This is a genomic window from Rhodococcus sp. Ni2 (assembly GCF_021352185.1).
In the GTDB taxonomy this organism is placed as follows: Bacteria; Actinomycetota; Actinomycetes; order Mycobacteriales; family Mycobacteriaceae; genus Rhodococcus_F; species Rhodococcus_F qingshengii.
This window is the reverse complement of record NZ_WOXZ01000001.1, coordinates 2,275,029-2,297,187: the sequence shown is the minus strand read 5'-3', so window position 1 is coordinate 2,297,187 and position 22,159 is coordinate 2,275,029. Positions and strand designations below refer to the sequence as shown.

Sequence of the window (22,159 nt, the reverse complement as noted above, 5' to 3'; positions counted from 1 at the left end):
GTGGCGAAGCGCAAATGACAACAGCAGTAGTGGTGGGCAGTGGCCCCAACGGTCTCGCGGCGGCGATCGAACTCGCCCGCGCAGGAATCGACGTCCATGTCATCGAGGGTGCGGACAAGATCGGCGGTGGCACCCGCAGTAGCGAATACATAGTCGACGGACTCGTCCACGACGATTGCTCCGCCTTCCATCCCACAGCTTTGGCGTCTCCCTACTTCAAGGAACTCGACCGCGAATTCGGGCTCGCCAAGCACGGCCTGACGTGGCTGTGGCCCGAGATCCAACTGGTCCATCCACTCGACGACGGCACCGCCGGGGTTCTGTGGCGCGACATCAACCGGACCGCTGAGGGACTGGGTGTCGACGGTAAGAGGTGGCTCGACGTCTTCGGATACCTCTCCGAGAACTTCGACGAGTTGGTGCAGGACGTCTTCAAGCCGATCGTGCACGTTCCGAAGCACCCGCTGATGCTCGCGCGTTTCGGGACGGGCGCTCTGCTTCCCGCGACGGGTTTCGCGCGGATGTTCAAGACGCCACAAGCGCGGGCGCTCTTCGGTGGCGTCGCGGCGCACATGTTCGGGACGCTCACCCTTCCCCTGTCCAGCGCTGTCGGCTCGATGCTCACTGCTGGAGCCCATGCTCACGGTTGGCCTGTGGCACAAGGTGGTTCGGGGTCAATTGCAGCCGCGCTCGCCTCGATTCTGCGCAGCCTCGGTGGCACCATCGAAACCGGGAACTGGGTCACCAACTACTCCCAGATCGCCGACTACGACATCGTCATGCTCGACATCGCACCCGATGCGGCCGGGCGCCTGCTCGACGGCCGGCAGCCTGATCGCATTGCCCGGGCCTACCGCAAATTCCGCTACGGCACCGCCGCCTACAAGGTCGACTACGCCGTGCGCGGTGACTCCGACGGAAGCGTCGTGCCGTGGACGAATCCGCATGCCCGCAAGGCCGGCACCCTGCACCTGTCCGGGACGATTTCGCAAACTGCTGCTGTCGAACGTCAGACCGTTCGGGGTCAGATGCCGGACAAGCCCTTCATTCTGTTGGGCCAGCAGTTCTTGGCCGACCCTTCCCGTTCCGTCGGAGACATCCATCCCGTGTGGGCGTATGCGCATGTGCCGCATGGCTATCCGGGCGACGCGACCGATGTAGTCACGCGTCAGATCGAGCGGTTTGCGCCGGGGTTCCGGGACCGGATCGTGGGCGTCCACGTGCGCAATGTGCCGCAGATGCAGGCGTACAACCCCAACTATGTGGGCGGCGACATCTCCGCGGGGGCGAACACTGCGCGGCAGATCATCGCGCGCCCCCGGTTCGGGCTCGACCCCTATGCCACCGGGGTTCCGGGCGTGTACCTCTGCTCGTCCGCGACTCCGCCGGGCGGCGGGGTCCACGGGATGGGTGGGTTCAATGCGGCGCGGGCGGCGCTGAAAGCTCGGGGTTGAAGCGTCCCCGATGGGGACGACATTTCGGACAAACGACTTCTGAATGGTCACCTAACCCAGTCAGCCAACACGGACGAAACGAAGATGCCCGGCCCATGGCCGAAGCGAACCCACGAAAGGGCAACTAATGGCATGAGACGCAGGACATGCATTGCTAATCAGGCACCTCGCCGTTGGTGTCGAACCGCCTCGCTCCGACCTCAAGAGACTCCGAGAAAAGGGTGCGGACGCTGCGGATTCCCCTGCTGTCGAGCTCGCGCTGAGCTGCCTCGATCTGATCGAGTCCGGCGGCTGCCACCGGACCGGCGCCGACGACAACCCAGATAACCGACGTGGCTGCGGCTTGCTCGAGTGCAGTGCTGTAGTCAACTGCCGCATCGGCGCCGACGACATCGGTGCGCGCAACGAACGCGACGGTGGCCGGTGATCCGGTGAGAGCGATCATCACGACGGAATTGACGGGGACGAATCCGAGCAATGCCGGGATTGCGGCCAAAACGTCGGTGGCGGTCCTCAAACGGATGTTCTGCATGTCGTTCCCCTTGCTGTGACAGTGACCAGGCCTCGTGCCCCGCCAATTTTTTTCGCCTTCTGGCAAAGGAGAATCGCGTCGGCATGAGGGGGCCGGAGTGCCACCCCTGGGCCGAGAAAATTTTGGCGGGAGCGTGCGAGTGACAAAAATTTCTCGGAGCCATCGGCCGGCGCTTGCGCCGCCAGGGGTTGCGCGCAGGTCACCGCCGACGAGAATCGGAAGGCCAGAAGTGAAAACAAATCAATGCTTTTCACAGAACGGAGCGCAGCGGAGTTCATGTCGGGGGACACCGAAGGTGGCCGGCCGCCGGGCAGGCGTCACCTTTCCACCGGCCGCGTGCAGTCGCAGCACTCCCACTGCCCACCGACCCGGGTACAGGTGCGGCGTTGCTCGCACAACCAGCACCGTTGATTGCGTCGGGTCAACAACTGCGCTCCGGTCGCGGCGGGCCGTGGGGTTCGGTGGTCTCGGTGCACTCTCGCTCGGATACGGGCCTGATCATGTCGCCGAAGATGCGGCGGCACTGCGAGCAGATTTCTCCGTCCTCGGCCACGATATTCGGGCATCCCGCGAGAACGCATCCGGTGAACATCTGCGGATCCACCATCGTCTCTGCCCTCGGCGCGTTCACCATCGGAATCGGATTCCGTGCAGTGCGGCGGCGCGCTCGACTCGGCCGTAAACCCGATTCACCCGTGAGGGTGCGATCTGTCCGGCGTCCTAGGCGCGGCGGGTCGCGACGGCGAGCATGGGCGACAGCTTCGCGGGCGGTCACTTCGTGCGCGAGGGTGAGCCACCCGATTTCGGCTTGCATCCCTCCCAATCCGACAAACGGTACCGATGAACGGTCGAAGATTACGCCCCCGCTGTCAACGATGGCCAGGGTAAACTCCGTATGAGCAGGCGTGCCAGTACAAAGGCTGCGGCAATCGCGGAACCGGTGGAGATCCCCTCCCAAAGGCTGCTACTCATGGCGCCGACAACCACACCGGAGAGGCTTCCCGCTGACAGCGCAAACACGCCGTCGAAACGCGCCGGACGATTTTGATGCATGCCGTCAACTCTCACCTCAAAATAGAAATCCTCGCGACGGCGCGGATGAAGACCGTGATCGACAGTCGCTATGCCCCTGCTCATTTGGCGCCAGAGCGTCATCTACGCCGGGTTTTCGAATGCTAATTCGACGGCTGGAGTGGCTATTTTGCCTTCCTTTGGGCCTCGAATGCCGCACTAGCGCCGAGCTGGACATGGTGTTGCGTTATCCCCGTACTGATGTCTACCCATTCGGGAGCCGTCTAGTCACCGAAAGTTACTTCGGCTAAGCCGTTGCCCGCAATCGGAACTGTTGTGGACATCGAGCGACCCGCAGAATCGACGCCCACGGATGCGCTGACCGCCGCCAGCAGGTGTCGCTGTGATTTCGGTGGCGAGGGCATGGCTGATGCACGCCGCTAGCACCACGTTCCTGCGATAGCTCTCGCGAGCCACGCCGATTCGGGGCCCGTACTTCGCGGCGCGCCCAAAGCAGTTCGGTAGGCGAGATAGTAAGCGGGGTGGTTGGCGTATTCGCCAAAAGAAATCCGGCTCGTAATGTTCGTGCGTTATGGCGTGACGATCGGGAATGCAGGATCTGGTCGGTCGGTCAGGGCAACAATTCTGCTGATCGTCGTAGCGTCCCCGTCCATCGCGATACCGTCGCTACCAGAGCCGGACAGCAGACCGAGCAGCTGCGACTTCGTCAGTGTCACTACGAGATCAGCCGGATCGGACCGCCCCGTGGGGTAATGGATCAGTACGCCATTCGAAAGCTCCATTCGATACGACTGGTCGACGTCGGTGAAGTGCCAGCGGATCGTCGCTGTCGTGTCCCACGCCTTCGGACCGTTGATCCGGATGGCAACACTGTCGAAGACTTGGGTGATGGTGAGCGCGGACGCCATCCCGGCGGCGCTGACTTCAGCGGGGTGCGGCGGACCATCGACTTCGCTGGCCCCGACGAGATAGTTGTTTCGCCACGTTGCGCACTCGGAACCGTAACCAAGACGTGTCAACGCTTCGGCCAGAACCGCTTTCGCGCCGGCATGGCCCGGATCGGCGAACACCGCGTGGCTTGCCAGCTCAGCGGCAAAGCGTAAGTCCCCTTCATCGGCGAACTCGCGGGCCCGCGCGACGGCCGCCTCGATGCCTCCGATCGCGCGGACGTAGCGTGCACCGGCTCCTTCCGGCGGGTGCTGCCAGAGGTGCGCGGGGTTGCCGTCGTACCACCCGAGGTAGCGCTGGTAGATCGCTTTCACATTGTGGCTGACTGATCCGTAGTACCCATGGGTGTGCCACGCCGCGTCGAGGGCCGGCGGCATTTCGAAGTCTTCGGCGATCTCGCTGCCGACGAGACCTTGATTGAGCTGGCGCAACGTCTGATCGTGGAGGTAGGCGTAGAGATCACGCTGCTCGGTCAAGTATCCGATCAGATTGTCGGTGCCCCAGGTAGGCCAATGATGCGAGGCGAAGGCGACGTCTGAATCGTAGCCGAACATCTCGATTGCCTCGGCAAGGTAGCGCGACCAGTTACGGGCGTCGCGCACCTCCGCACCACGCAACGTCAGGAGGTTATGCAAATTGTGAGTTGCGTTCTCCGCCAGGCACAATGCACGGTGGTCGGGGAAAAAGAAGTTCATTTCCGAGGGAGCCTCGGTACCGGGAGTGACTTGGAAAATCATGCGCACGCCGTCGAATGTTTCTTCCTGGCCGGTGTGCGTGATGTCCAAGGTCGGTGCAAGGAGTCCGACGGTTCCAGTCGACGTACTGGGCCCCAGGCCCGCGCCCAGTGTTCCGTCCGCCCCTACCGGAAGCACGATGCCGGTGTGGAACATCCCGCGCCGCAACATCGCTCCGCCCGCATAGACGTTCTCGGAGACCGCGTGTTCGAGGAAATGTTCAGGAGCGATGATCGGCACCGTCGTGTCAGCATCGACAACGCCGAGCACCCCACCGAAGTGGTCTATGTGTGAATGGGTATAGATGACTGCGGTGACCGGGCGGTCGCCACGGTGCTCTCGATACAGTGCCAGACCGGCCGATGCGCATTCGGCGGAGACGAGCGGATCGATCACGATCACGCCGGTGTCGCCCTCCACGAGAGTCATGTTGGACAGGTCGTAACCGCGGATCTGGTAAATGCCGCCGGTGACCTCGAATAATCCGTGGATCGCAGTCAGCTGCGCTTGACGCCACAAGCTGGGGTTCACTGTGTCAGGACAATCTCCTGATGTCGCCTGGGCGAATCCTGCTGCGTCGTACACAATCCGACCGTCGCCGGCGCGAACCTGCGCGGGCTCGAGGGTTGCAACCAGTCCACGGCCGGCATTGTCGAAATCGGTGCGGTCGGCGAAATCAGCGGGCATCAGGACTCCTCAAGAGACGGTCGGCGGTTCCGAATCGAGAACACAAAACGTAGGCCGGAATTCAAGAACGCAGGTCGGAGTTCAAGATTGGCAATGTGCACGAATGAATCACAGGCCGACTCCATCCCTTACCTTCAGAATGCGAACTCTTCGCCCCATCGTCGCGACAACACCGCCAGCGGACATCACCCGAAGTGGATGAACCCGTACGCCACCGAGGGCTGGATCCTCAGTGCCCCATACAACGGCTGGGATCAGGTCAGACCGGCGCTAGGTTGGGGACCCGGCCTGGCCAAGTTGTGACCGGTTCCCATCGAACGCCACCCGTGCTGAGCACACAACACGAATGACCAACTACATGTCGGTTCCGACCCCTCGATCGAATCCGACTCATCGAACGTATTCGGCAAGCATCAGGCAAACTCGCAAATTGGACAGAAATCCACCAAACGAACGAAGGTGACCCCGCCCTCAGGGTGAGATCAGGGTCCGATTTCGATGTACAGAGGAAGGGCCCACCCCCGGCGAGTCGACAGCCGGAAGGCAGGCCGTGCGCGACTGAACTGACCACTCAGAATCGCCGCAGCAAAGAAATGATAGCCAATTCCGTCGTTACGCAAACCCCGCCTCAGTAGCTCGTGACCGCTGATCCATTGAGGTTCTGTCCTGGACGGAGAAGGATTTGGGTATGGATGCGGAAGAGGAGCAGCGACTGATTGCTCACGCGACTTCGCGCTTGAAAGTCCGATATCCGGGTTTGGCTTGTATCAGGTTTGGGATGGCACCGAGCGGATCGCGGTGGCGATTGTCGTAGCCCGATCGATTGCAACGTGACTGTTGTTTCCCGCTACAGGTTTCGGCACAGAGTACTGCGGGCGGTGTTCAGCACTTCGGCGATCTCGGTCATGGATACGCCGTCGCCCTTCATTTTGGTCGCCTGCCGTTTCTTCCCTGGGGTCAGCGAGGACGACGCAACATCGCGAGCCCACTCGCCGACGTTCGAGGACCCGCGGGTCGCACTCGCGCCATCGCCACCGCGATCCGTACCGGGATCGAACAGCACGTAAGAAGCGATGTCATCGAAGAGCATATCGCTGCGGCCGAGGCTGCGGGACGTCCGCTCTCACTCTGGTAGCGCCAACACTCGATACTGACGATTTACGTTCACCGTGGATGTATTTCATTGCAGTGCATCGACTTTCATATATAGAATGACATAATATAAGTTATCGGTGAACGATACGGCTGGGATTCTGTCGAGCTGCAACAGATCTGCCCCCGAACGGACCACTCGGCAGGGACGGTCAGCTGTGGCGGCTCGACAGTGCCGCAACCGTAACCCCGGCTCTGCACATCAGAGCCGGGGCAGTGAAACGCCATCTGCGTTGAGCACACAACTCAGATGACCCTCTTTCGATGCGCGGCCAGTTATCCGCCCCGCACCTTCCATTATAAACCGCACAATCGGTATGCATTGCCTGAATCCTTTCGGGTAATCAGGCAAAGCTGTACGCCGCCGACAAATGAAATAGTCTGTGCGCTAGTACTTTCGGATTATCGAACTCCGTACTAATGGTTGTTGGCCATTCGGCGATAGTCGGTCTGGCGACCGACCAATTCGTCGTGCACGATCTCTAGCCGGATCTGCTCACATCGGTTTCGTTTCGTGAGATTCTCGAGTCGATGCAGCTCCTCGACCAACTCTGTCTCCGTCATCGCCTTTCTGACATCCTTCATCCGTTGAGCGCCTCCCGAACTCGTTGTTTCGTATCGGCGTACCCCAGGTCGGTGATCCCGTAATCAAGTCAGGGAGTCGGGCACATTGGCTGCTGAACCGTAGGGCTGTTGAGGCGATTGCCCGTAAGGCTGATGCGGGTCTGGACCATACGAATTGGGTCCTGCGAAGGCAGCGTCATGATGACTTCCTTCGGCTCTGCGCACACCCATCACCTGGGGGCTCTCCCATAGGACTACCAGAGCAACGCCCCCATACGGGCAGCTTGCGAAAACCCGCTACCTCAACCACACGACGATCCCAACGAACAACTCACCACAGGAATCACTGCCTACCCTTCACGTGGCAGGTGCCCAGCCCTGCGCGTGGCACGGGGAAGCCTGTTTTCCGCACGCACTGAGCGGGTAGCTCACCCAGATGAGCACCGGACACGCACCAACCGGCGACGGAGCCCGGCCGCAACGCCCACGCCCCGAACCGCGTCCCGAGGCCACTGCACCGCCACGCGCCGATTCAGAATGGAACTATCGCGTCCGCCACGAGACACCCACCCAACGTCTCGACCGCAACTGGTCCCACATCCTCCAAGAGCTCCGGGTAGTCCAGACCGGCATGCAGATCCTCACCGGCTTCCTCCTGACATTGCCCTTCCAACAACGCTTCTCGGATCTACAAGCTTTCGAGAAGGACTTGTATCTGATCACGCTGGCAATGTCTACGGCAGCGACGATCGTGCTCGTATCACCTGTCGCCATGCACCGCCTACTCTTCAGGCGTCACGCCCTCCCCGTCCTCGTCGAGCAGGGTCAACGATTCGCCGTCACCGGCCTTCTCCTACTCGGCGGCGCACTGACTGGCGTTCTCACCCTGACTTTCGATGTAGTCGTCAACAAAAGCACAGGCCTGATCGCCGGCGGCTGCGCCGTACTTCTGGCAATCACATTGTGGTGCTGCTACCCACTTCTCTTCGCACACCAACTGCATCTCGGCCGCCCCGAGAAACAACCCGACGAACCACAGCACCCACGCAACCACCATTAGACCGCGGATGCTGACGCATCACGCATCCGAATACACCACCGCCGATGTTTCAGCCCGCCGGCCCCTCGGTAACTACCCCACGCGGCGAACGGTTCGGTGAGTCGCACACAGGCCCTCACCCGCACTCTGTCACTCACGACGGTGGACACCTGACCCGAACAAACCGCACTCCAACACTTTTTGGTGTCGCCAACCGCACCGAAACGGGCGACGCACCGCCGCGCCTCCTATCCCCGAACGCTGCGACAGGCATCCCTCAACCGGCGAAAGGTTGTTCGGCTGCGAGTCGAGTGCGATGCTGCATCCCCCGAAGACCCGACCGTCACCACCGCATACCGGAAGTTCGGATCCGCCACACCCAGCCGATCAGCGCTCCCGGAAGTCCAGGCGCGCAACGACAGCCAACCCTATACACAACACGATCACCAGCACTGCAACATTGATCATCACGATCTCCCCTCTGGCAACCGTGTGGGGTCAGTCAGTCCCAACGCACGGTGAACCAGACTCATACGGCAGTCTGGGCGAGCCTGTCGAGAAGCAACTTCTTCCCGATCTCCGCACCCTTGGGGCTCTCGCTCTGGGCTTTACGGAACAGATCGGCCACTTCGCCGTCCCCGTCACGCTCGGCATCGTCGATGTAGGTCTGCATACGCAACGCATTACTCAACGACGCTTCGACGAACCAGATCAAGTTGTAGTCCTTGTCCCGTGTACCCGTCGCCGCACCGGATTCCAGCCCACTCATGGCCCTCTCTCCTTCTCTATTCCCGCCGACTTTCCCCTGTCCATGGCCATACCCCGCACAGACGACGTCCACGCGGCGCATCGGCAATCGTCAACGAACACCGCCCCCCACTCCCGGGAGAATCCGCGGCCGCCGACAGAACTGACGTGTACGCGCATCAGTCCTGACGCTGCACCGGTTTCACCATCCGCCTTGCCGGGTAATCCGCCCTGACGGCGGAACGCTGCCCAGGCAACGAGTCGCCGAACAGGGCCCTTCCCGGCAAGCACCAACCGGTAACGGCCCGCGCGCATCCCACACGACGCGAGCCAACGGGATACGCCCGATTCGTCGGCTGCCGTCACCAGCAGCCGGCGAATCGCCCACACCCAGCGAAACCCCCGAAAAGGTCGCCCGCAACCGGTCACACCTCGCTGACCGGAACTCCGCACACTGTGCTCTACGACAAAATTCGCCTCGCGGATAATCAGCAGCTGCGATTGGATAACATCCTCGTACGCAGCACCCGCAGAACACTGCCCCTACCTCGGCATCGCCGGTGAGAGCCGAGCCCGGGACGCACGCCGACTCTCAGCAGGCCTGCCGATGGATCGCCGCCACCGCGTGCACCGACGACGACGTCGCCCACATGCGCCGCCGCTACGGTTTCCCCACCGCACCCTGACCCGCGAACTCCCGGGGCTCGGCCACGGATCGACCTACTGCCGCTCCCAACTCGGTCCCAGCCGATACTCAGGACTTTGTTCCGGTGCCTTTCGGAACGAGAGCGCCTCGGTCGGCGTACATCGACTCGATACGAGCCTTGATCTCGGCAGTACTCATCGAACCGCTGTGCACAGTCGGCCACGAGTTCGATCTCGAAGTCTGAACGTTCATCTGAAAGGTCCTTCACACATTGAGGATTGAAGATTAGAAGCGGTTCGGCCGAACGGCGTCAGACCACACGACATGAGCCGGGTAGGTCCGTCTGATCGTTCGTCAGTAACGACCAGACGGACCCTGCACGCCCTTGCCGACGGGAAGGACGCACAACTGCACTCCGCCAACGGCGTCGATAGATTCCAGACGGGGAACTATCGACCCCCACCGGCGGACACACGCCACCGCCCATGGCGGGTGGGATTGCGCTCTCGACGAATCTACGCAGCGTGCAGAATCCGAGAAGAGGCGTCCTCGATACTCCGATTCGGTGTCATCGTCGACGTCGCGGCACCCGCGCTGCCCCCTGTGACGACCTGACGCCACCACGCTTCACGTTCCTCGGATTCCGGCCACACCACCACATCGAGGTCATCGACATCCATGCGAGTACTCCTTCATGTCCTCTGACCACCTGTTACCCCGCCTACGGTCCTGTAAACCCTTCACAGCTTCGACGTCGGATCGACCGTCGACTCCGCCACCAGCGCCGGGCTCGGCATGCCGATCTTCGGGCACCATGTGCCGCGGTGCCCGCCGGGAGGCAGTTTCGTGGGCAACAACGCCCCGAGGTGGTCGTAGCGCTGGACATGCAATCCCCCACTACTACCGCCGTTGGCCGCCGTCGCCGCCACGATCGCCTCGTTGTCCGAATCGAAGAACTCCTCGGCGGTCGATCCGTCCGCGAACGTGAACCTGTACCGTTCCATCACGCAACCTCGCCGTCTGTCGAAAGAAGCTGGTAGACCGAAAATAACTCGTAGACATTGTGTTCGGACGAAACTCTGCACGGTATGCGTTCACGCTGCGCGCCGGAAAAGGTGATTGCCGATCCGGTCACACTTCTCGCACTTTCTACCGTCCAAGGCCTGTACCCGCTGCTGCTCGGTACTCGCAAAAGACGTCACAGTGTGTGAGCGTCTCGGCAACCACCGCGCAAGAACCCGCGGACCCTGCCCGCAAGTCCTCACACCCGAGGGTCCCCCGCTGCGCCGTCGAGGGCCGGGCAACGAGAAGCCCGCCCACGCCCCTAACCCTGTGGAGGGGAGCGTTGGGTCGCCCGAGGCCGCATCACCGGAACCCGATACGTATACCGGGACATCATGATCGGCGGGGCCACCAAGCCGGGGTCGAGGGTGCAGCCGGCAATCCGGGTGAGCAACACCCACGCCGCCGGAGTGAGCGCATCGGCGAGAATCCGATCCGAATCCTCCACCACGGCAGCATATTCCAGTTCGTGCCAGAGGCGGATACCCAGCCTCTCCCACTCCGAGTCGCCGCGCCGACCCCTGCCGGCTACTTCACGCTCATCCTCGGCGATGCGGTCGATCTCGACGTCATCGACCCCAGTCATTGTCGCTGCACCCTCTCGAAACCTGCTGTTGTGGACTGCGGACTGTTCCGGCGTGCTGTTCACGCATCGAGCTGCTTGCTCTCCTGCTTGTGGCCCACCTCCTTGCTGCTCCCGTTGCTGTTCCCGGCGCTGCTGATCTCGATCTTGCGGGGCTTGGCCCGCTCCGCGAGCGGGATCGTCAACCTCAGTACGCCCGCGTCGTAGCCGGCCTCGATATTGTCGGTGTCGAGGTTCTCGCCCAGGAACAGTTGACGACTGAATACCCCGCGCGGGCGCTCAGCCGCAATCATCTCCGCCTCGCTGGCGCGAACCGGCCGCTCGGCGTGCACCGTCAACACATTGCGGTCCACATCGAGGTCGAGTGAATCCGGGTCCATGCCGGGAAGATCGAACTCGACGACGAACTGCTCACCTTCCTGCCATGCATCCATCGGCATCACCGCCGGCTGCGACGCAGTACCCAACAGCTGTCGGGTCAGGCGGTCAAGGTCACGGAAAGGATCGGTGCGCATCAACATTTTCGGTCACCTCCAGGAAAAGTCACTGGAACCGTTCACTGACTACCACCACCGCATCCACCGAACTTCTACAGTAGATGCTGTAGATTTGGTATATCATCAAACACACATCGAATCAAGAGCTTTCCCGCAGATATCGAAATTTCTTTGATGGGAGGACCATCATGGCGCGCAACCCCGCTATCGCCGAACCCCCTGGCCTGTACGCGATCTCGGTGACATCGGAGCTCTCCGGATTCACCGCCGGCACACTGCGACTCTACGAACAGTACGGCCTGATCACCCCCGCCCGCACCCGCGGCGGTACCCGCCGCTACAACGACGAGGACCTCACCCGTCTGGGCCGCATCACAGAACTCATCGCCGACGGCATCAACCTCGTCGGCATCAAACGAGTCCTCGAACTCGAAGACAGCACCGCCCTACTACGCCGCGACAACACCCGGCTACGCGCAGACAACGCCCACCTACGCCGGAAAAACACACACGACACAGAGAAACGTCCGTGATCGCCCGACAGAGAAAGGACCACCGCCATGGAAGACAACCGCATTCGCTCAGCCCTCGACGCGACACCCGACACCGACTACCTCGAACAAACCATCCCAGCCGACCCGAATGCAGTGGATGCCGTCGACCTCGAAGCCCTCACCACTGAACTCGACACCCCATGGCCGACGCCCGAGGGAGATCTGCTCGAACAATCGACACCCGCCCCGCTCGACGACGAACGCTGAAATTCCCTGTCCGCCTGGTGCACTACACCAACCGGGCAACGACCGCCCTGCCGACCCGAGGCATCTCTGTATCCGAATACGTTGTCTAACAGCTCTTTCGGGAACGACTGCACGACCGGATCCGAGAGTGCATACGATACGAAAACCTCCCGGTAAGGATCACTTCATGCTCGTACCACGCAGGAGGCTCTGCCTCACCGGGCATCCGGGTTCGCCAACACCAACGACGAGTACGCCCCGGCGCTGATCCCTCGTCGCCGCGCGTTCTCCGCCAACCGTGCAGTTGCGAGTTCGATCGAAATACCGTCGAGTTCGGCGATCATGCCGACTGCCTGTTCCACGTCGCCGCGGACCGCGATCAGCTTCTTGACCGCCGTCACCACCTGCGAATGACGATCCTGACGACTGTCCGTGGACAGAGTCAGAGCGGCCAAATCTGCCATCGACTGCCCGTATGCATTACTACGCTCAGCGCTGTGCCACGAATCGTGAGTGAAGACCACGAGTGATCCGAGCGATGTCCGACCCAACCTCATCGGAAAGCAGCGGCACCCGCCCAGTCCTTGTTCGAGTCCTGAGCGACCGAATTTCCGCCACCGCTCCCCCACGTCTTTGAAGCTGTCGACCATCACAACCGCTCCGCTCTCAGCGCTCAGCGCAGCCGGACCCGATATGGCAAGAGTCCGGTCGGGAACGAACTCGGCATTTGCCGACTCCACCAACACATCGAGATAACCTTGCTCCCCGTTTCGCACGACGAGGGCGCACCACACACCGCTCAGATTCTGTCTCGATCGCTCAACGATCGTCTCGAGTACACGCAGGGAATCGAAGTCGGTGGTGAGAAGATGAGTCACCTCGGCAATGCTCAATTGTATTGCGGGGGTGTTCATCCTGGGCTCCCATCGTCAAGTACTGCAGACACGTTGCGCGATCTTTCCGAATCAGGTGTCATCCGTCCTCACCACCGTGTGTGAATCGGATCCGCCTATTCACGACATCTGTGGCGATCTCCCAGATCGGCCTCCCCGAGGAGTACGCGGCGGCTCGAAGCCGAGAAAGTGACTCTTCGACCGAGACACGAAGTTGGATCGCGATCATCCCGACTGCCTGGTTCACCTCGGGTCGATGAAATGCATTGACGAGCATCCCGGCATCCAGATCACCGGTGACAGGAAGTTCGGCAAGAATCGCCATCGAAATCGCAGCGGCACTCGCAGTCGCCAATTCGATCTGCTCGTCGTCGAGGCCAATGGGATCGAGACGGTACAGTTCGAGCACACCGAAGACATCACCTCCGCCCCTGAGCGGAAAGGCGAACACCGATCCGACACCGGCTTTGTCTGCCTCGCTGGCAAACCCCGGCCAGATGTCATTGGCGGAATCACTGGAAGTGTCGTTGCAGAACATCGGTCGCTCAGTTGTGAATGCATCAACGCACGGACCGTCACCGCCGGTGAACTGTAGTTCGTCGAGATGTTGTGCCACCGAGTCCGTCGCGTACATCAATTCCCTCGACGAAGAGCTGCTGAGCACTGTGATCGCCGCCCCTTGAACTTCCGCCAGCCTCAAACACTGTCGACACAGTTTCGCGGTCATCGGCAACTCGACTGATGCGCGGCGCCCTCTCTCACTTTCGGATTCGTCGGGAAATTCGGGTGTGTCCTGACTTCCTCTCGGATCTGCATTCACAGGACGCACCTCCTCAGTCGCCTTCACGGGGCACACACGGCGCCTGGTCACTCCGATCCGGCGTAAAGTCGAGATTACCGAATAGAGGTACTTCTCAGGCGCGCGGCCGAGTCGGCCGCGTCGGTGCCACTTTTCATTGGTGGACCACTTCCACCGCGCGGATCGGGCAAGAAATCATGAACTTCGACAGTTCTCATCCGCGCGCGCGACCGTCGGCCGCCTTCGCGCGAGCACAGGGTCGCGAGCCGCGACTCATCGATCGCCTCGAACAATCTCTCTCCATACCGGCTGATTCCCCGGATCGAGTCGTGGAGTTGATGATTCGATGCACGATCGCCGCCGTCGATCTGGTTGTCGGTGTTGATCACGCCGGTGTCACGGCATCCCTGGACAGCGAACCGTTCACCGTCGCCCCTACCGATGAACGTGTAGAAGAATTCGATCGCACGCAATATCTCCTCGGTGACGGACCCTGCCTGTCAGCATCGCGCACGGGTCGGTCGGTCCGAATGTCGGTCGAGCAGTTAGGCACACGGTGGCCCACTCTCGGCATTGCTGCGCGCAACGCCGGATTGGAAGGTTTTCTCGCGATACCACTGTTCAACTACAACGAGCCGGTCGGGTCACTGAACCTGTACTCGCATTCAGCCGTGGCAGAGACGGACCGGGACCGCGATCTCGTCGTCGTCATCGCCGAATATCTGGGAGCGGGGCTCGACGCCATCGCAACAGACCATCGACTCGAACATGCCGCCAACGCCCTGCGCCGAGGAATCGCCTCACGTGCCGACATCGAACGCGCAGTCGGAATCTTGATGATCCGCCGCAATACAGACCCCCAGACCGCGCTTTCCGAACTCCAGGCTTCAGCACGTCATCAGTCGCGGGATTTACTGGACGTTGCACGTCAGACGATCATTTCAGCCGACGACGAACATACATAGGGCTTCCGATCGACCGGTCAGAACGCTGCGACGGCACGAAGCGGCGTGCCGTCGATAGGCGGGAGAACTCACCATCGCCGCGTTCGCGGGGTCTCGTCATCTCTAGGTGATGCGCACACTCGCTAACAATTCCTCCGCGACGACCCTGACTTTCGTGTTGGTACGTCGGGACGTCTCGACCAACATCGCGAACGCCCCATCCGCATCGACACCGTGCACCGCCATCAACACCCCCTTCGCCTGATCGATCACCGCCCGCGAATCGAGAGCACGCTCAAAGTTCCTTTCGCTGGGTGTAAGAGTCAGACGGCGTCTACGGTATGGCCGGCCGAGTGGAACGTGTTGGCGGTGATGCCGCCGCTGTCGAGCAGCCAGCGTTCGGCGTCGATTGCTGCGGCGCATCCGGCGCGGACAGCGGTGATCGCCTGACCTGTCGGTGTTCGGTTCTGCCGGGGTATCACCGAAAGAAATGCCGCTTCGAGCGGCCGCTTGCCGATAAGCGCAAGACGGGCACCGATCCTGAAAAGCCACTGGACACCTTCGGTGCCGGCGGCTTCGTCATATCTGGGCCAGGGAGACGGGTTGCATCAGATGCAAGATTGATGCTTCTGATGTGGTGCCAATTGCCCTTCGTTTCCGGTGGTCAGTGTCGTCCGGGGAGGTCGACTGGCGGATGTGCAGGATTCGAAACGGGCGGTATCCATAGCCAGGAAGCCGCACCGCTATAGATCGTGGCTCCTCGTACGGGTTGCTGGGGATTTCCATTCCCCGGCGCTATACGCTCACTTCGATCGAGTGCTGTTGCAGAACCGTCAACAGCGTTAAGCTCGATGTTTGACCGCCGATCCACTGCGTAGTTGAAAACGGCTGGGCAGTTGAACGGTTTGTCAGGCTATGCGGGTGTGCGACCGTGGCTCTCACCAGGAGCAGCCTGCACCCCTCAGGTACAGGAGCACACTCACGTGACGTCCTTCGAGCGGGCCATCCTTTCACCGGCCGCAACGACACCTTCACTGTCCGTCTCCGCATCACCTGACCAACTCCCAGTACTGCGATCACTGATCCGGACCGTGGCCGCCCACTATGCACTCTCGCTGAGCAGGTTGTCAGACCTGGTCCTCGCGGCAGACGAAGCTGCAACCATTCTCATCTCCCGTGCTCTCCCCTTCAGCACCTTGACGTGCACATTCGACGGAAACGTCGCCACTGTGCAGGTAATCCTCTCGACGACAACGACGGGTCAGATCACCACGAGCACCTCCTCCTTCATATGGCACGTCCTTGACACTCTGGCCGACGGCGTAGTCCTCGAGCAGGTCCCGCCCACCCTTCCAGAGAAAAACTGGATGGCCACGATCACACTCACCAAGGCGTTGCAGGCGGGTTCGTGACCCCGCCCGGCCTCGAGGACAACGAGTACACGCAGGTCACCGCTCTGTTCGTGCGCCTTGCCGCCCTGCCCGCCGACGATCTCGATTTCGAACGGCTTCGCACCGAAATCATCGAAATCTGTCTGCCCCTCGCCGATCACATTGCCCGGCGGTATCGAGGACGAGGCCAGTCACACGAGGATCTCGTCCAAGTCGCCAGTCTGGGTCTGGTCAATGCAGTCAATCGCTTCGACCTTGCGAAAGGTAAAGATTTTCTGTCCTTTGCCGTCCCGACGATGATGGGTGAGGTGCGCAGGCACTTTCGTGACCGGGGTTGGGATGTCCGAGTTCCACGCTCACTCCAGGAGAATTACCTAAGCCTCAAAAGGTCGCGAGCCACGCTCACCCAGACTCTCGGTCGCGAGCCCACGATCCCCGAGCTCGCGGCAGATCTGGGTGTCGAACCGGCCGACATCGTGAACATCGCGGCGGCCGGAGATTCCTATCATTCCGCATCGCTAGACGCCGTCACTGCGCCCGACGGGGCGTCAATCGGAGACACGCTCGGCGAGTACGACGCCGCGCTCGACGGAATCGACAACCACGAAACCCTCCGGCCTGCGCTCCTCGCTCTGCCTGAACGCGAACGGACAATCCTCGTGTACCGGTTCTTCGGGGAACTGACTCAATCGGAAATCGCCGAGAAGGTCGGCCTTTCCCAGATGCATGTCTCACGATTGCTCAGCCGGTCTCTCGAGTCCCTGCGCCGCGAAATCGGCGAAGTCACCAATTGAGGGACGATGGGCACGAAACAGGACGGACAAGGAAGCTCGCCCCGGTCCGCGGTAACTCGAAGGACTCACTCGACTGCTTTCGGATGATGGTGTGATGTGCTCCCGATTCGATCGTGTGCCCATGAGTTCGGCCTGATCCGGCACTGAATCATAGGTTCTGCAGGCGAAGCGGACGCATACGGTGGACAAGATGGCTCAGGACGCACTTTCGTGATCTTCGAGTCCACCGGCCATGCGTAGTTTCTTTGAGGTCTTTGCCGAGTTCGAGGTGCTCTTTCGAGAGCTGCTTCATCAGGTCGGCGAGGCCGTCTGCGATGGCATTGAGTTTGTGCTGAACGGCGTCGTCGGAGCGTTTCTGGGTGTTTTGGAGCAACGCCACGAGGAGGAATGTGACGATGGTGGTGACGGTGGTGATGATCAGTTGCCAGGTGACGATGGTGCCCAACAGGAAAAATGACGGAGCCCAGAGCACAACCGTGACATGTCAGATGCGCAATGGACGTGAGTTCCGCGGTGACCGAGGGGCCGGCGCCGCAGCGTCAGTAGTAGTGCCGCCGACCACCGACAGCATGTCCGGCGGCGCCGAGCGCGAACAGAACGACCCCGATCACCACGAGAATGATGCCGATCGTCCACAGGATCGAGATGCCAGTCAAGAAGCCGACGATCAACAAGACAATTCCGAGAATGATCATGGACCCTCCTTCGACACGGATCACCCATCGAGGGCGACGTACCCGCTGGTCACAGTCCTCAAACACTTGGAACGGGCTGGGCGCAGGTACGGCCGTGCCTGATGCGACCGACTCCTCGACTGCTTTCGGGTGGTGACACAGGGTGCCTTGTTTTCCGGTTTGATCGTCCACCTCACGGGTAGCACCTGTACGAGACCGGACCCTCAGTTCAAAGGCACAGTGGGAGGACGCACCAGTGGCTCGCCAAGACTCACAACCCCAACTCAAGGATCAGGACCTCTACGAAGAATTACGAAAGAAAGGGGATTCGAAGCAGAAGGCGGCACGGATTTCCAACGCGGCCGCCAATCGTGGGCGGTCGAGTGTGGGTAAATCCGGGGGCAAGTCTTCGCCGTACGAAGACTGGACGGTGGAGGAATTGAAGAAGCGTGCCAAAGAGCTGGATCTTCACGGTTATTCGAAACTCAAGAAGAGCGAACTGATCGATACCCTCCGAAATCACTGAACCTCGCCCTTGGCGTCAGGTCCACCCCGACACTCGGCTTCTGTGTACGAATCGCCATGCGACACCGCTCGGTCCGAAGCGCAGAAATCATGCCAGTATGGCCACCGCGGCGATGACGAAAACGATGACAACCAACGCGACCGCGACCATCGCTGCAATTCCGGTTCCTGAAAAGCGTTTGACGGTCGCGGGTTCGGGTTCGGACAATCCCGACGTCTGGGGAGCATCGGGCGGGGTGCTCCCCGGCTTGACCCCGCCTCCGGGTTCCAGGTCAGGGGTATTGTCCGGATCTGGTTCGGGCGGTGTAGAAGTCACGATGTACCTCCCGGTCAACTTCCCTCGGAAGTCCTCGTCGATGCCTGGGGCTGCCGAAGCGTGTCGGTCAGTGTCGCGCAGAACGCCGGTAAATCATCGGGGTTGCGGCTCGATATCAACGTATTCGGTCCTGAAGTACAGACCACGACTTCTTCGTCCACCCACGTGCCGCCCGCATTCGTGATATCGGTACGCAAACTAGGCCACGACGTCAGCGTGCGACCGGCGACCACGCCGGCTTCGACCAGCGTCCACGGTCCGTGGCAGATCACTGCGACAGGCTTCCCGGCGTCGAAGAAACTCCGGGCGAACGCCACCGCCCCTGGATTCACACGAAGGAAATCAGGGTTGGCCACACCACCGGGTAGGACGAGTGCGTCGTATTCCGACGACTTCGCCGACTCGACCACCGCATCCACGTCGAAGACGTCAGCTTTGTCGAGATGATTGAATGCCTGAATAGTTCCGGATTTTGTCGAAACAATCGACGGCTGAGCGTGTTCGGCAACCAACGCATCCCACGGGTCCGTCAACTCGATTTGTTCGACTCCCTCCGTCGTCACGAGGAATGCCACTTTCTTTCCTGCGAGTAGTCGACTCATGCTTGAACGTCCTCCCTCATCTTCGTCACAACCGTCGAGCGACTGCTCAGCTGGATGCGCCCTCGGTGTCGTCGAAGAACGACCATTCACCGTCATGCTGGACTTCCATGCGCCATCCCAGTTCCGAGTTGTCGGCGCGGGCATCGACGAACCAGGCATGCGCATCGTCAGCGCTGTCGATCTCGCGCGTCGCGGTGACGTCGCCTGCAGGATTGATCACTCTGTAAGTAGCCATTCGGGTCGGCTTCCCCAGCCGATGCTTCTTCAATCATCGACTGCGACGACGGCGTATCAACCCGTACCGTCACCATGGACGCTCAGGCGCTGACCCCGCGCGTCGTACGCCGACTGTACGGTTCACACACGAAGTGCGCGAGGCGATCAGAGAGGTCGCTGGTATGCGACCTGAGCCGTCAGAAACAGATTTACGACTTGGGGATCCCCGCATCTCCCCGATACGCAAACCGTCGACGATCATCTCGAGCCGAAGAGCGAAGCCATCGGAAGTCCAGACACATCACCACACCCATGCCGATACTCAGCATCACAAGCAACAGAACAACATTCAGCACCGTGCATCCACCCTTCTATGAGGCCGGCTCTCAGGCCGCCGTCACGCCGCGAAACGCAGCGGGCTTCCATTCGTGCCTGCGGAGGCCGTGGAATCCTTGGCACACGGCAAGTCTCCGACATCTCTTGCCACACGGCGGTCTTCGAAAGGTGCGATTCCCACGATCTCGCGCCACCACCTTTCGTGCTCTTCGGACTCCGTCCACGACGCGACATCCACCACAAGCCCTCCTTCACCGACCCCCGATTTGTTACCCAGCTCACGCACTGAGGAAACGTGACGTGGCAATGACCGTGCGCTCTGGGAGATCCGCGCGGTTGCAGGACGTCAACGAACTCGGCTGGGAAGAAGTTCAGTCGTCGGCGCCGAGGCCTTGGGGAACTGGACGATCGCATTCGTTCCGACGACGACCTGCCGGCACCGACGACGACCTGGTGGTGCCACTGACGGTGGGGTGTCAAGCACTCACACACTCGTCGAGCAATGTCGCAGCTAGCTCCTCGTTCATCCTGTGGCAGAACGGAGTTCGCGCAAGGCAATTTATGGAAGCCTTCTCCGCCGAACTCGATACCCTATGGCCGGCACCCGAGGAATATCTGCTCGAACAATCGATCTCCCCGCTCGACGACCAGCGCTGAACTCCGAGCGCGTCCGTGGCTCGGTAACGAGGCGTCTGTTGCCGAGGAGCCTGCTTTGTCACCGAACCAACGGTTCTCGATTCGCTACGAACGGGCTCTGCCGGACGGGGATGGGAGTCGACGTCCGGCAGAACAACAGTCCCGAGCCAGCACAGACCGGGACGATTCTCACCCTGCACCCGATCGGCTGAAAGTACCAGCCCTCACCGGACTGAAATGCGACACGTGTGATGCAGTGCTCTCTCATTGGTTTCGGAAACCCAGACAGTTCCGGCCCCACAACGAGGGTGCGGTGTGTGTGCCGATCGTAGGGTGGCCCAGCGGCAGGTCGGAGGAGTCACACCTCACATCAACCGATCAGCACGACCCCGGACGCGGACCCTCGCACGCTCATTGCCCGGCATCGGCGAGGGCTTGTCATCATCTCTAGGTGATGCGCACACTCGCCAGCAGATCCTCTGCCACCGCCCGCAGTTTCGTGTTGGTGCGTTGGGATCTCTCGACCAGCATCGCGAACGCCGCATCCGCATCGACACCGTGGACCGCCATCAACACCCCCTTCGCCTGATCGATCACCGCCCGCGAATCGAGAGCACGCTCGAGCTGCAGAGCCAACTGCCGGGCACCCCGGTAACGTTCGGTACTGCCGATCGCATACCCAGCGGCAGTGGTGAACAAATTCATCAACGCCACCTCAGAACGAGCGAACCCGTCCGCACGGCTGCCGTACACGTTGACCGCACCCGCACGCACCCCGGGCTCGACCGCAGGCAACGGAATCGACAGGAAACTCTGCACCCCGAATCGCCGGGCCTCGGACGCCAGACCCGGCCACCGCTCACTGGCAGTCGTGCGGTCCGCCACCACGATCTGCTCGCTCTCCGCGGCCTCGATACACGGACCCGCCCACGACCGATACTGCAGCTCGTCTACTATGACGACCTCACGGGACGTGCGCGCCGCCGTCGACGCAGCACCCTCCTCATCGAGAACCGTCACCCCCGCCATGTCCGCATCCTCGATCAACTCCACCGCATGCTCACACAACCGGTTCAGATACTTCTCGATGTGACCGGCCGGATTCAACACCCGATACAGATCCTGCAACGCTTCGGCAGCCGCATCGAGCGGAGGAAACCACCCATCACCGACAGCAGCGCTTCGTACGACATCCATCCCACACCTCACACGCACTCCCACGAGACCGTGACGGCACACGACGAAAATGGGCAAAACCCCGATCTCCACTTGTCAACAACTCACGAATGCCCGAACACACCACCACCAAACCCCACCACGACGCCGCGGTCCCGCCGCACCAGCAACCCGAACCAAAGGGTGGTTCGCCGGCGCCGAGGTGTGAGCGCCGACGCCAGCGAACCCGATGCGCATCCCGGCACTGCCCGTACCAGGATGCCCCATTTCGGGGCTGACCCACCCCCGGCGAGCGGACAGCCGGAAGGCAGGTCGTCTGCGCGGCGCCCCGAAATCCTTTTCGAGTGCTCCCGATACCGCAACCCAGAGGTATCCCACACACCACCAACGCAAACCCGCCCCGACCACAGACCTTCAACGGTATGGGGAAACGCCGCAAC

The 22,159-nt window shown here is 61.4% G+C and carries 28 protein-coding genes and 2 pseudogenes; 9 read left to right on the top strand and 21 right to left on the bottom strand.

The window, feature by feature from the left end:
• Positions 1–14: 14 nt before the first annotated feature.
• Complete coding sequence (locus tag GN300_RS11260) at positions 15–1,454, top strand: NAD(P)/FAD-dependent oxidoreductase (protein WP_063315318.1); 1,440 nt, start codon at positions 15–17, stop codon at positions 1,452–1,454.
• A 154-nt stretch (positions 1,455–1,608) separates the two neighbouring features.
• Here GN300_RS11260 and GN300_RS11255 read toward each other — a convergent pair whose 3' ends face one another.
• From GN300_RS11255 to GN300_RS11235, 5 genes are all read right to left on the bottom strand, one after another.
• The gene (locus GN300_RS11255) at positions 1,609–1,986 is read right to left on the bottom strand and encodes a DUF4192 family protein (RefSeq protein WP_063315319.1); all 378 of its coding nucleotides are present in this window, start codon (positions 1,984–1,986) and stop codon (positions 1,609–1,611) included.
• 421 nt (positions 1,987–2,407) lie between these two features.
• Positions 2,408–2,800, bottom strand: coding sequence for a hypothetical protein (locus tag GN300_RS11250; RefSeq protein ID WP_054781538.1), 393 nt, complete (start codon positions 2,798–2,800; stop codon positions 2,408–2,410).
• A 787-nt stretch (positions 2,801–3,587) separates the two neighbouring features.
• Positions 3,588–5,387: an alkyl/aryl-sulfatase gene (locus GN300_RS11245; RefSeq protein ID WP_063315320.1), complete on the bottom strand. Its 1,800-nt coding sequence runs from the start codon at positions 5,385–5,387 to the stop codon at positions 3,588–3,590.
• 847 nt (positions 5,388–6,234) lie between these two features.
• The gene (locus GN300_RS11240) at positions 6,235–6,477 is read right to left on the bottom strand and encodes a hypothetical protein (RefSeq protein ID WP_054781540.1); all 243 of its coding nucleotides are present in this window, start codon (positions 6,475–6,477) and stop codon (positions 6,235–6,237) included.
• Between the two features lie 479 nt (positions 6,478–6,956).
• Complete coding sequence (locus tag GN300_RS11235) at positions 6,957–7,124, bottom strand: hypothetical protein (RefSeq protein WP_156888899.1); 168 nt, start codon at positions 7,122–7,124, stop codon at positions 6,957–6,959.
• 415 nt (positions 7,125–7,539) lie between these two features.
• On the opposite strand from GN300_RS11235, the gene GN300_RS11230 reads away from it, so the two are divergent.
• Positions 7,540–8,163 (top strand): DUF6328 family protein, encoded by a 624-nt coding sequence (locus tag GN300_RS11230; RefSeq protein WP_223304630.1) that lies wholly within the window; start codon positions 7,540–7,542, stop codon positions 8,161–8,163.
• A gap of 508 nt (positions 8,164–8,671) precedes the next feature.
• Here GN300_RS11230 and GN300_RS11225 read toward each other — a convergent pair.
• The 6 genes from GN300_RS11225 to GN300_RS11200 form a co-directional block, all read right to left on the bottom strand.
• Complete coding sequence (locus GN300_RS11225) at positions 8,672–8,911, bottom strand: hypothetical protein (protein ID WP_042445260.1); 240 nt, start codon at positions 8,909–8,911, stop codon at positions 8,672–8,674.
• A 732-nt stretch (positions 8,912–9,643) separates the two neighbouring features.
• Positions 9,644–9,787 carry a hypothetical protein gene (locus GN300_RS11220; RefSeq protein WP_197487705.1) on the bottom strand — a complete coding sequence of 48 codons (144 nt, stop codon included), beginning with the start codon at positions 9,785–9,787 and terminating at the stop codon, positions 9,644–9,646.
• 263 nt (positions 9,788–10,050) lie between these two features.
• Positions 10,051–10,215 (bottom strand): hypothetical protein, encoded by a 165-nt coding sequence (locus GN300_RS11215; RefSeq protein WP_156423042.1) that lies wholly within the window; start codon positions 10,213–10,215, stop codon positions 10,051–10,053.
• A 60-nt stretch (positions 10,216–10,275) separates the two neighbouring features.
• A complete protein-coding gene (locus GN300_RS11210; RefSeq protein WP_054781739.1) occupies positions 10,276–10,539 on the bottom strand; it encodes a hypothetical protein in 264 nt (87 codons plus the stop codon).
• A 320-nt stretch (positions 10,540–10,859) separates the two neighbouring features.
• Positions 10,860–11,246 carry a hypothetical protein gene (locus GN300_RS11205; RefSeq protein ID WP_058036960.1) on the bottom strand — a complete coding sequence of 129 codons (387 nt, stop codon included), beginning with the start codon at positions 11,244–11,246 and terminating at the stop codon, positions 10,860–10,862.
• Positions 11,243–11,701, bottom strand: a complete 459-nt coding sequence (locus GN300_RS11200; protein ID WP_058036959.1) for an Hsp20/alpha crystallin family protein — start codon at positions 11,699–11,701, stop codon at positions 11,243–11,245. Before GN300_RS11200 ends, GN300_RS11205 begins: the two co-directional genes overlap by 4 nt.
• Positions 11,702–11,865: 164 nt before the next feature.
• Here GN300_RS11200 and GN300_RS11195 point away from each other — a divergent pair, with 164 nt between their 5' ends.
• Positions 11,866–12,210, top strand: a complete 345-nt coding sequence (locus tag GN300_RS11195; protein ID WP_054781737.1) for a MerR family transcriptional regulator — start codon at positions 11,866–11,868, stop codon at positions 12,208–12,210.
• A 27-nt stretch (positions 12,211–12,237) separates the two neighbouring features.
• On the top strand, positions 12,238–12,438 hold the full coding sequence (locus tag GN300_RS11190; RefSeq protein ID WP_054781736.1) for a hypothetical protein: 201 nt from the start codon (positions 12,238–12,240) through the stop codon (positions 12,436–12,438).
• A gap of 194 nt (positions 12,439–12,632) precedes the next feature.
• Here GN300_RS11190 and GN300_RS11185 read toward each other — a convergent pair whose 3' ends face one another.
• Together GN300_RS11185 and GN300_RS11180 are read right to left on the bottom strand one after the other, a co-directional pair.
• Positions 12,633–13,331 carry a hypothetical protein gene (locus tag GN300_RS11185; RefSeq protein WP_063315321.1) on the bottom strand — a complete coding sequence of 233 codons (699 nt, stop codon included), beginning with the start codon at positions 13,329–13,331 and terminating at the stop codon, positions 12,633–12,635.
• A 58-nt stretch (positions 13,332–13,389) separates the two neighbouring features.
• A complete protein-coding gene (locus GN300_RS11180) occupies positions 13,390–14,037 on the bottom strand; it encodes a GAF and ANTAR domain-containing protein (protein WP_082845704.1) in 648 nt (215 codons plus the stop codon).
• Between the two features lie 269 nt (positions 14,038–14,306).
• On the opposite strand from GN300_RS11180, the gene GN300_RS11175 reads away from it, so the two are divergent.
• Complete coding sequence (locus tag GN300_RS11175; RefSeq protein ID WP_063315323.1) at positions 14,307–15,074, top strand: GAF and ANTAR domain-containing protein; 768 nt, start codon at positions 14,307–14,309, stop codon at positions 15,072–15,074.
• A gap of 102 nt (positions 15,075–15,176) precedes the next feature.
• On the opposite strand, the gene GN300_RS29720 is transcribed toward GN300_RS11175, so the two are convergent.
• Positions 15,177–15,380, bottom strand: coding sequence for an ANTAR domain-containing protein (locus GN300_RS29720; protein ID WP_267933130.1), 204 nt, complete (start codon positions 15,378–15,380; stop codon positions 15,177–15,179).
• Positions 15,377–15,502: pseudogene (locus GN300_RS11165) on the bottom strand (thioredoxin-disulfide reductase); the annotation flags it as partial. The gene GN300_RS29720 and the pseudogene GN300_RS11165, both read right to left, overlap by 4 nt.
• Positions 15,503–16,036: 534 nt before the next feature.
• Between GN300_RS11165 and GN300_RS11160 the strand changes: the two are divergent.
• Positions 16,037–16,465, top strand: a complete 429-nt coding sequence (locus tag GN300_RS11160; RefSeq protein WP_139799826.1) for an ATP-binding protein — start codon at positions 16,037–16,039, stop codon at positions 16,463–16,465.
• Complete coding sequence (locus GN300_RS11155) at positions 16,462–17,238, top strand: SigB/SigF/SigG family RNA polymerase sigma factor (RefSeq protein WP_063315324.1); 777 nt, start codon at positions 16,462–16,464, stop codon at positions 17,236–17,238. Before GN300_RS11160 ends, GN300_RS11155 begins: the two co-directional genes overlap by 4 nt.
• A gap of 195 nt (positions 17,239–17,433) precedes the next feature.
• Here the strand turns inward: GN300_RS11155 and GN300_RS11150 are convergent.
• Both GN300_RS11150 and GN300_RS11145 read right to left on the bottom strand, forming a co-directional pair.
• A pseudogene (locus GN300_RS11150) lies at positions 17,434–17,719 on the bottom strand (low affinity iron permease family protein); the annotation flags it as partial.
• 58 nt (positions 17,720–17,777) lie between these two features.
• On the bottom strand, positions 17,778–17,933 hold the full coding sequence (locus GN300_RS11145; protein WP_087503864.1) for a DUF6131 family protein: 156 nt from the start codon (positions 17,931–17,933) through the stop codon (positions 17,778–17,780).
• A gap of 235 nt (positions 17,934–18,168) precedes the next feature.
• Here GN300_RS11145 and GN300_RS11140 point away from each other — a divergent pair, with 235 nt between their 5' ends.
• Positions 18,169–18,438 carry a Rho termination factor N-terminal domain-containing protein gene (locus GN300_RS11140; RefSeq protein ID WP_054781729.1) on the top strand — a complete coding sequence of 90 codons (270 nt, stop codon included), beginning with the start codon at positions 18,169–18,171 and terminating at the stop codon, positions 18,436–18,438.
• 87 nt (positions 18,439–18,525) lie between these two features.
• Here the strand turns inward: GN300_RS11140 and GN300_RS11135 are convergent, their stop codons facing one another.
• Genes GN300_RS11135 through GN300_RS11125 form a run of 3 tightly spaced genes read right to left on the bottom strand, consistent with a single transcriptional unit; the run spans position 18,526 to position 19,590 of the window.
• Positions 18,526–18,753 (bottom strand): DUF6480 family protein, encoded by a 228-nt coding sequence (locus GN300_RS11135; RefSeq protein WP_054781741.1) that lies wholly within the window; start codon positions 18,751–18,753, stop codon positions 18,526–18,528.
• A 14-nt stretch (positions 18,754–18,767) separates the two neighbouring features.
• Positions 18,768–19,355, bottom strand: coding sequence for a type 1 glutamine amidotransferase domain-containing protein (locus tag GN300_RS11130; RefSeq protein ID WP_063315325.1), 588 nt, complete (start codon positions 19,353–19,355; stop codon positions 18,768–18,770).
• Positions 19,356–19,401: 46 nt separating this feature from the next.
• Positions 19,402–19,590, bottom strand: coding sequence for a hypothetical protein (locus GN300_RS11125; RefSeq protein ID WP_058036953.1), 189 nt, complete (start codon positions 19,588–19,590; stop codon positions 19,402–19,404).
• A 617-nt stretch (positions 19,591–20,207) separates the two neighbouring features.
• On the opposite strand from GN300_RS11125, the gene GN300_RS11120 reads away from it, so the two are divergent.
• The gene (locus GN300_RS11120) at positions 20,208–20,564 is read left to right on the top strand and encodes a hypothetical protein (protein ID WP_054781728.1); all 357 of its coding nucleotides are present in this window, start codon (positions 20,208–20,210) and stop codon (positions 20,562–20,564) included.
• Positions 20,565–20,990: 426 nt separating this feature from the next.
• On the opposite strand, the gene GN300_RS11115 is transcribed toward GN300_RS11120, so the two are convergent.
• Complete coding sequence (locus tag GN300_RS11115; RefSeq protein WP_063315326.1) at positions 20,991–21,740, bottom strand: GAF and ANTAR domain-containing protein; 750 nt, start codon at positions 21,738–21,740, stop codon at positions 20,991–20,993.
• Between the last annotated feature and the right edge of the window lie 419 nt (positions 21,741–22,159).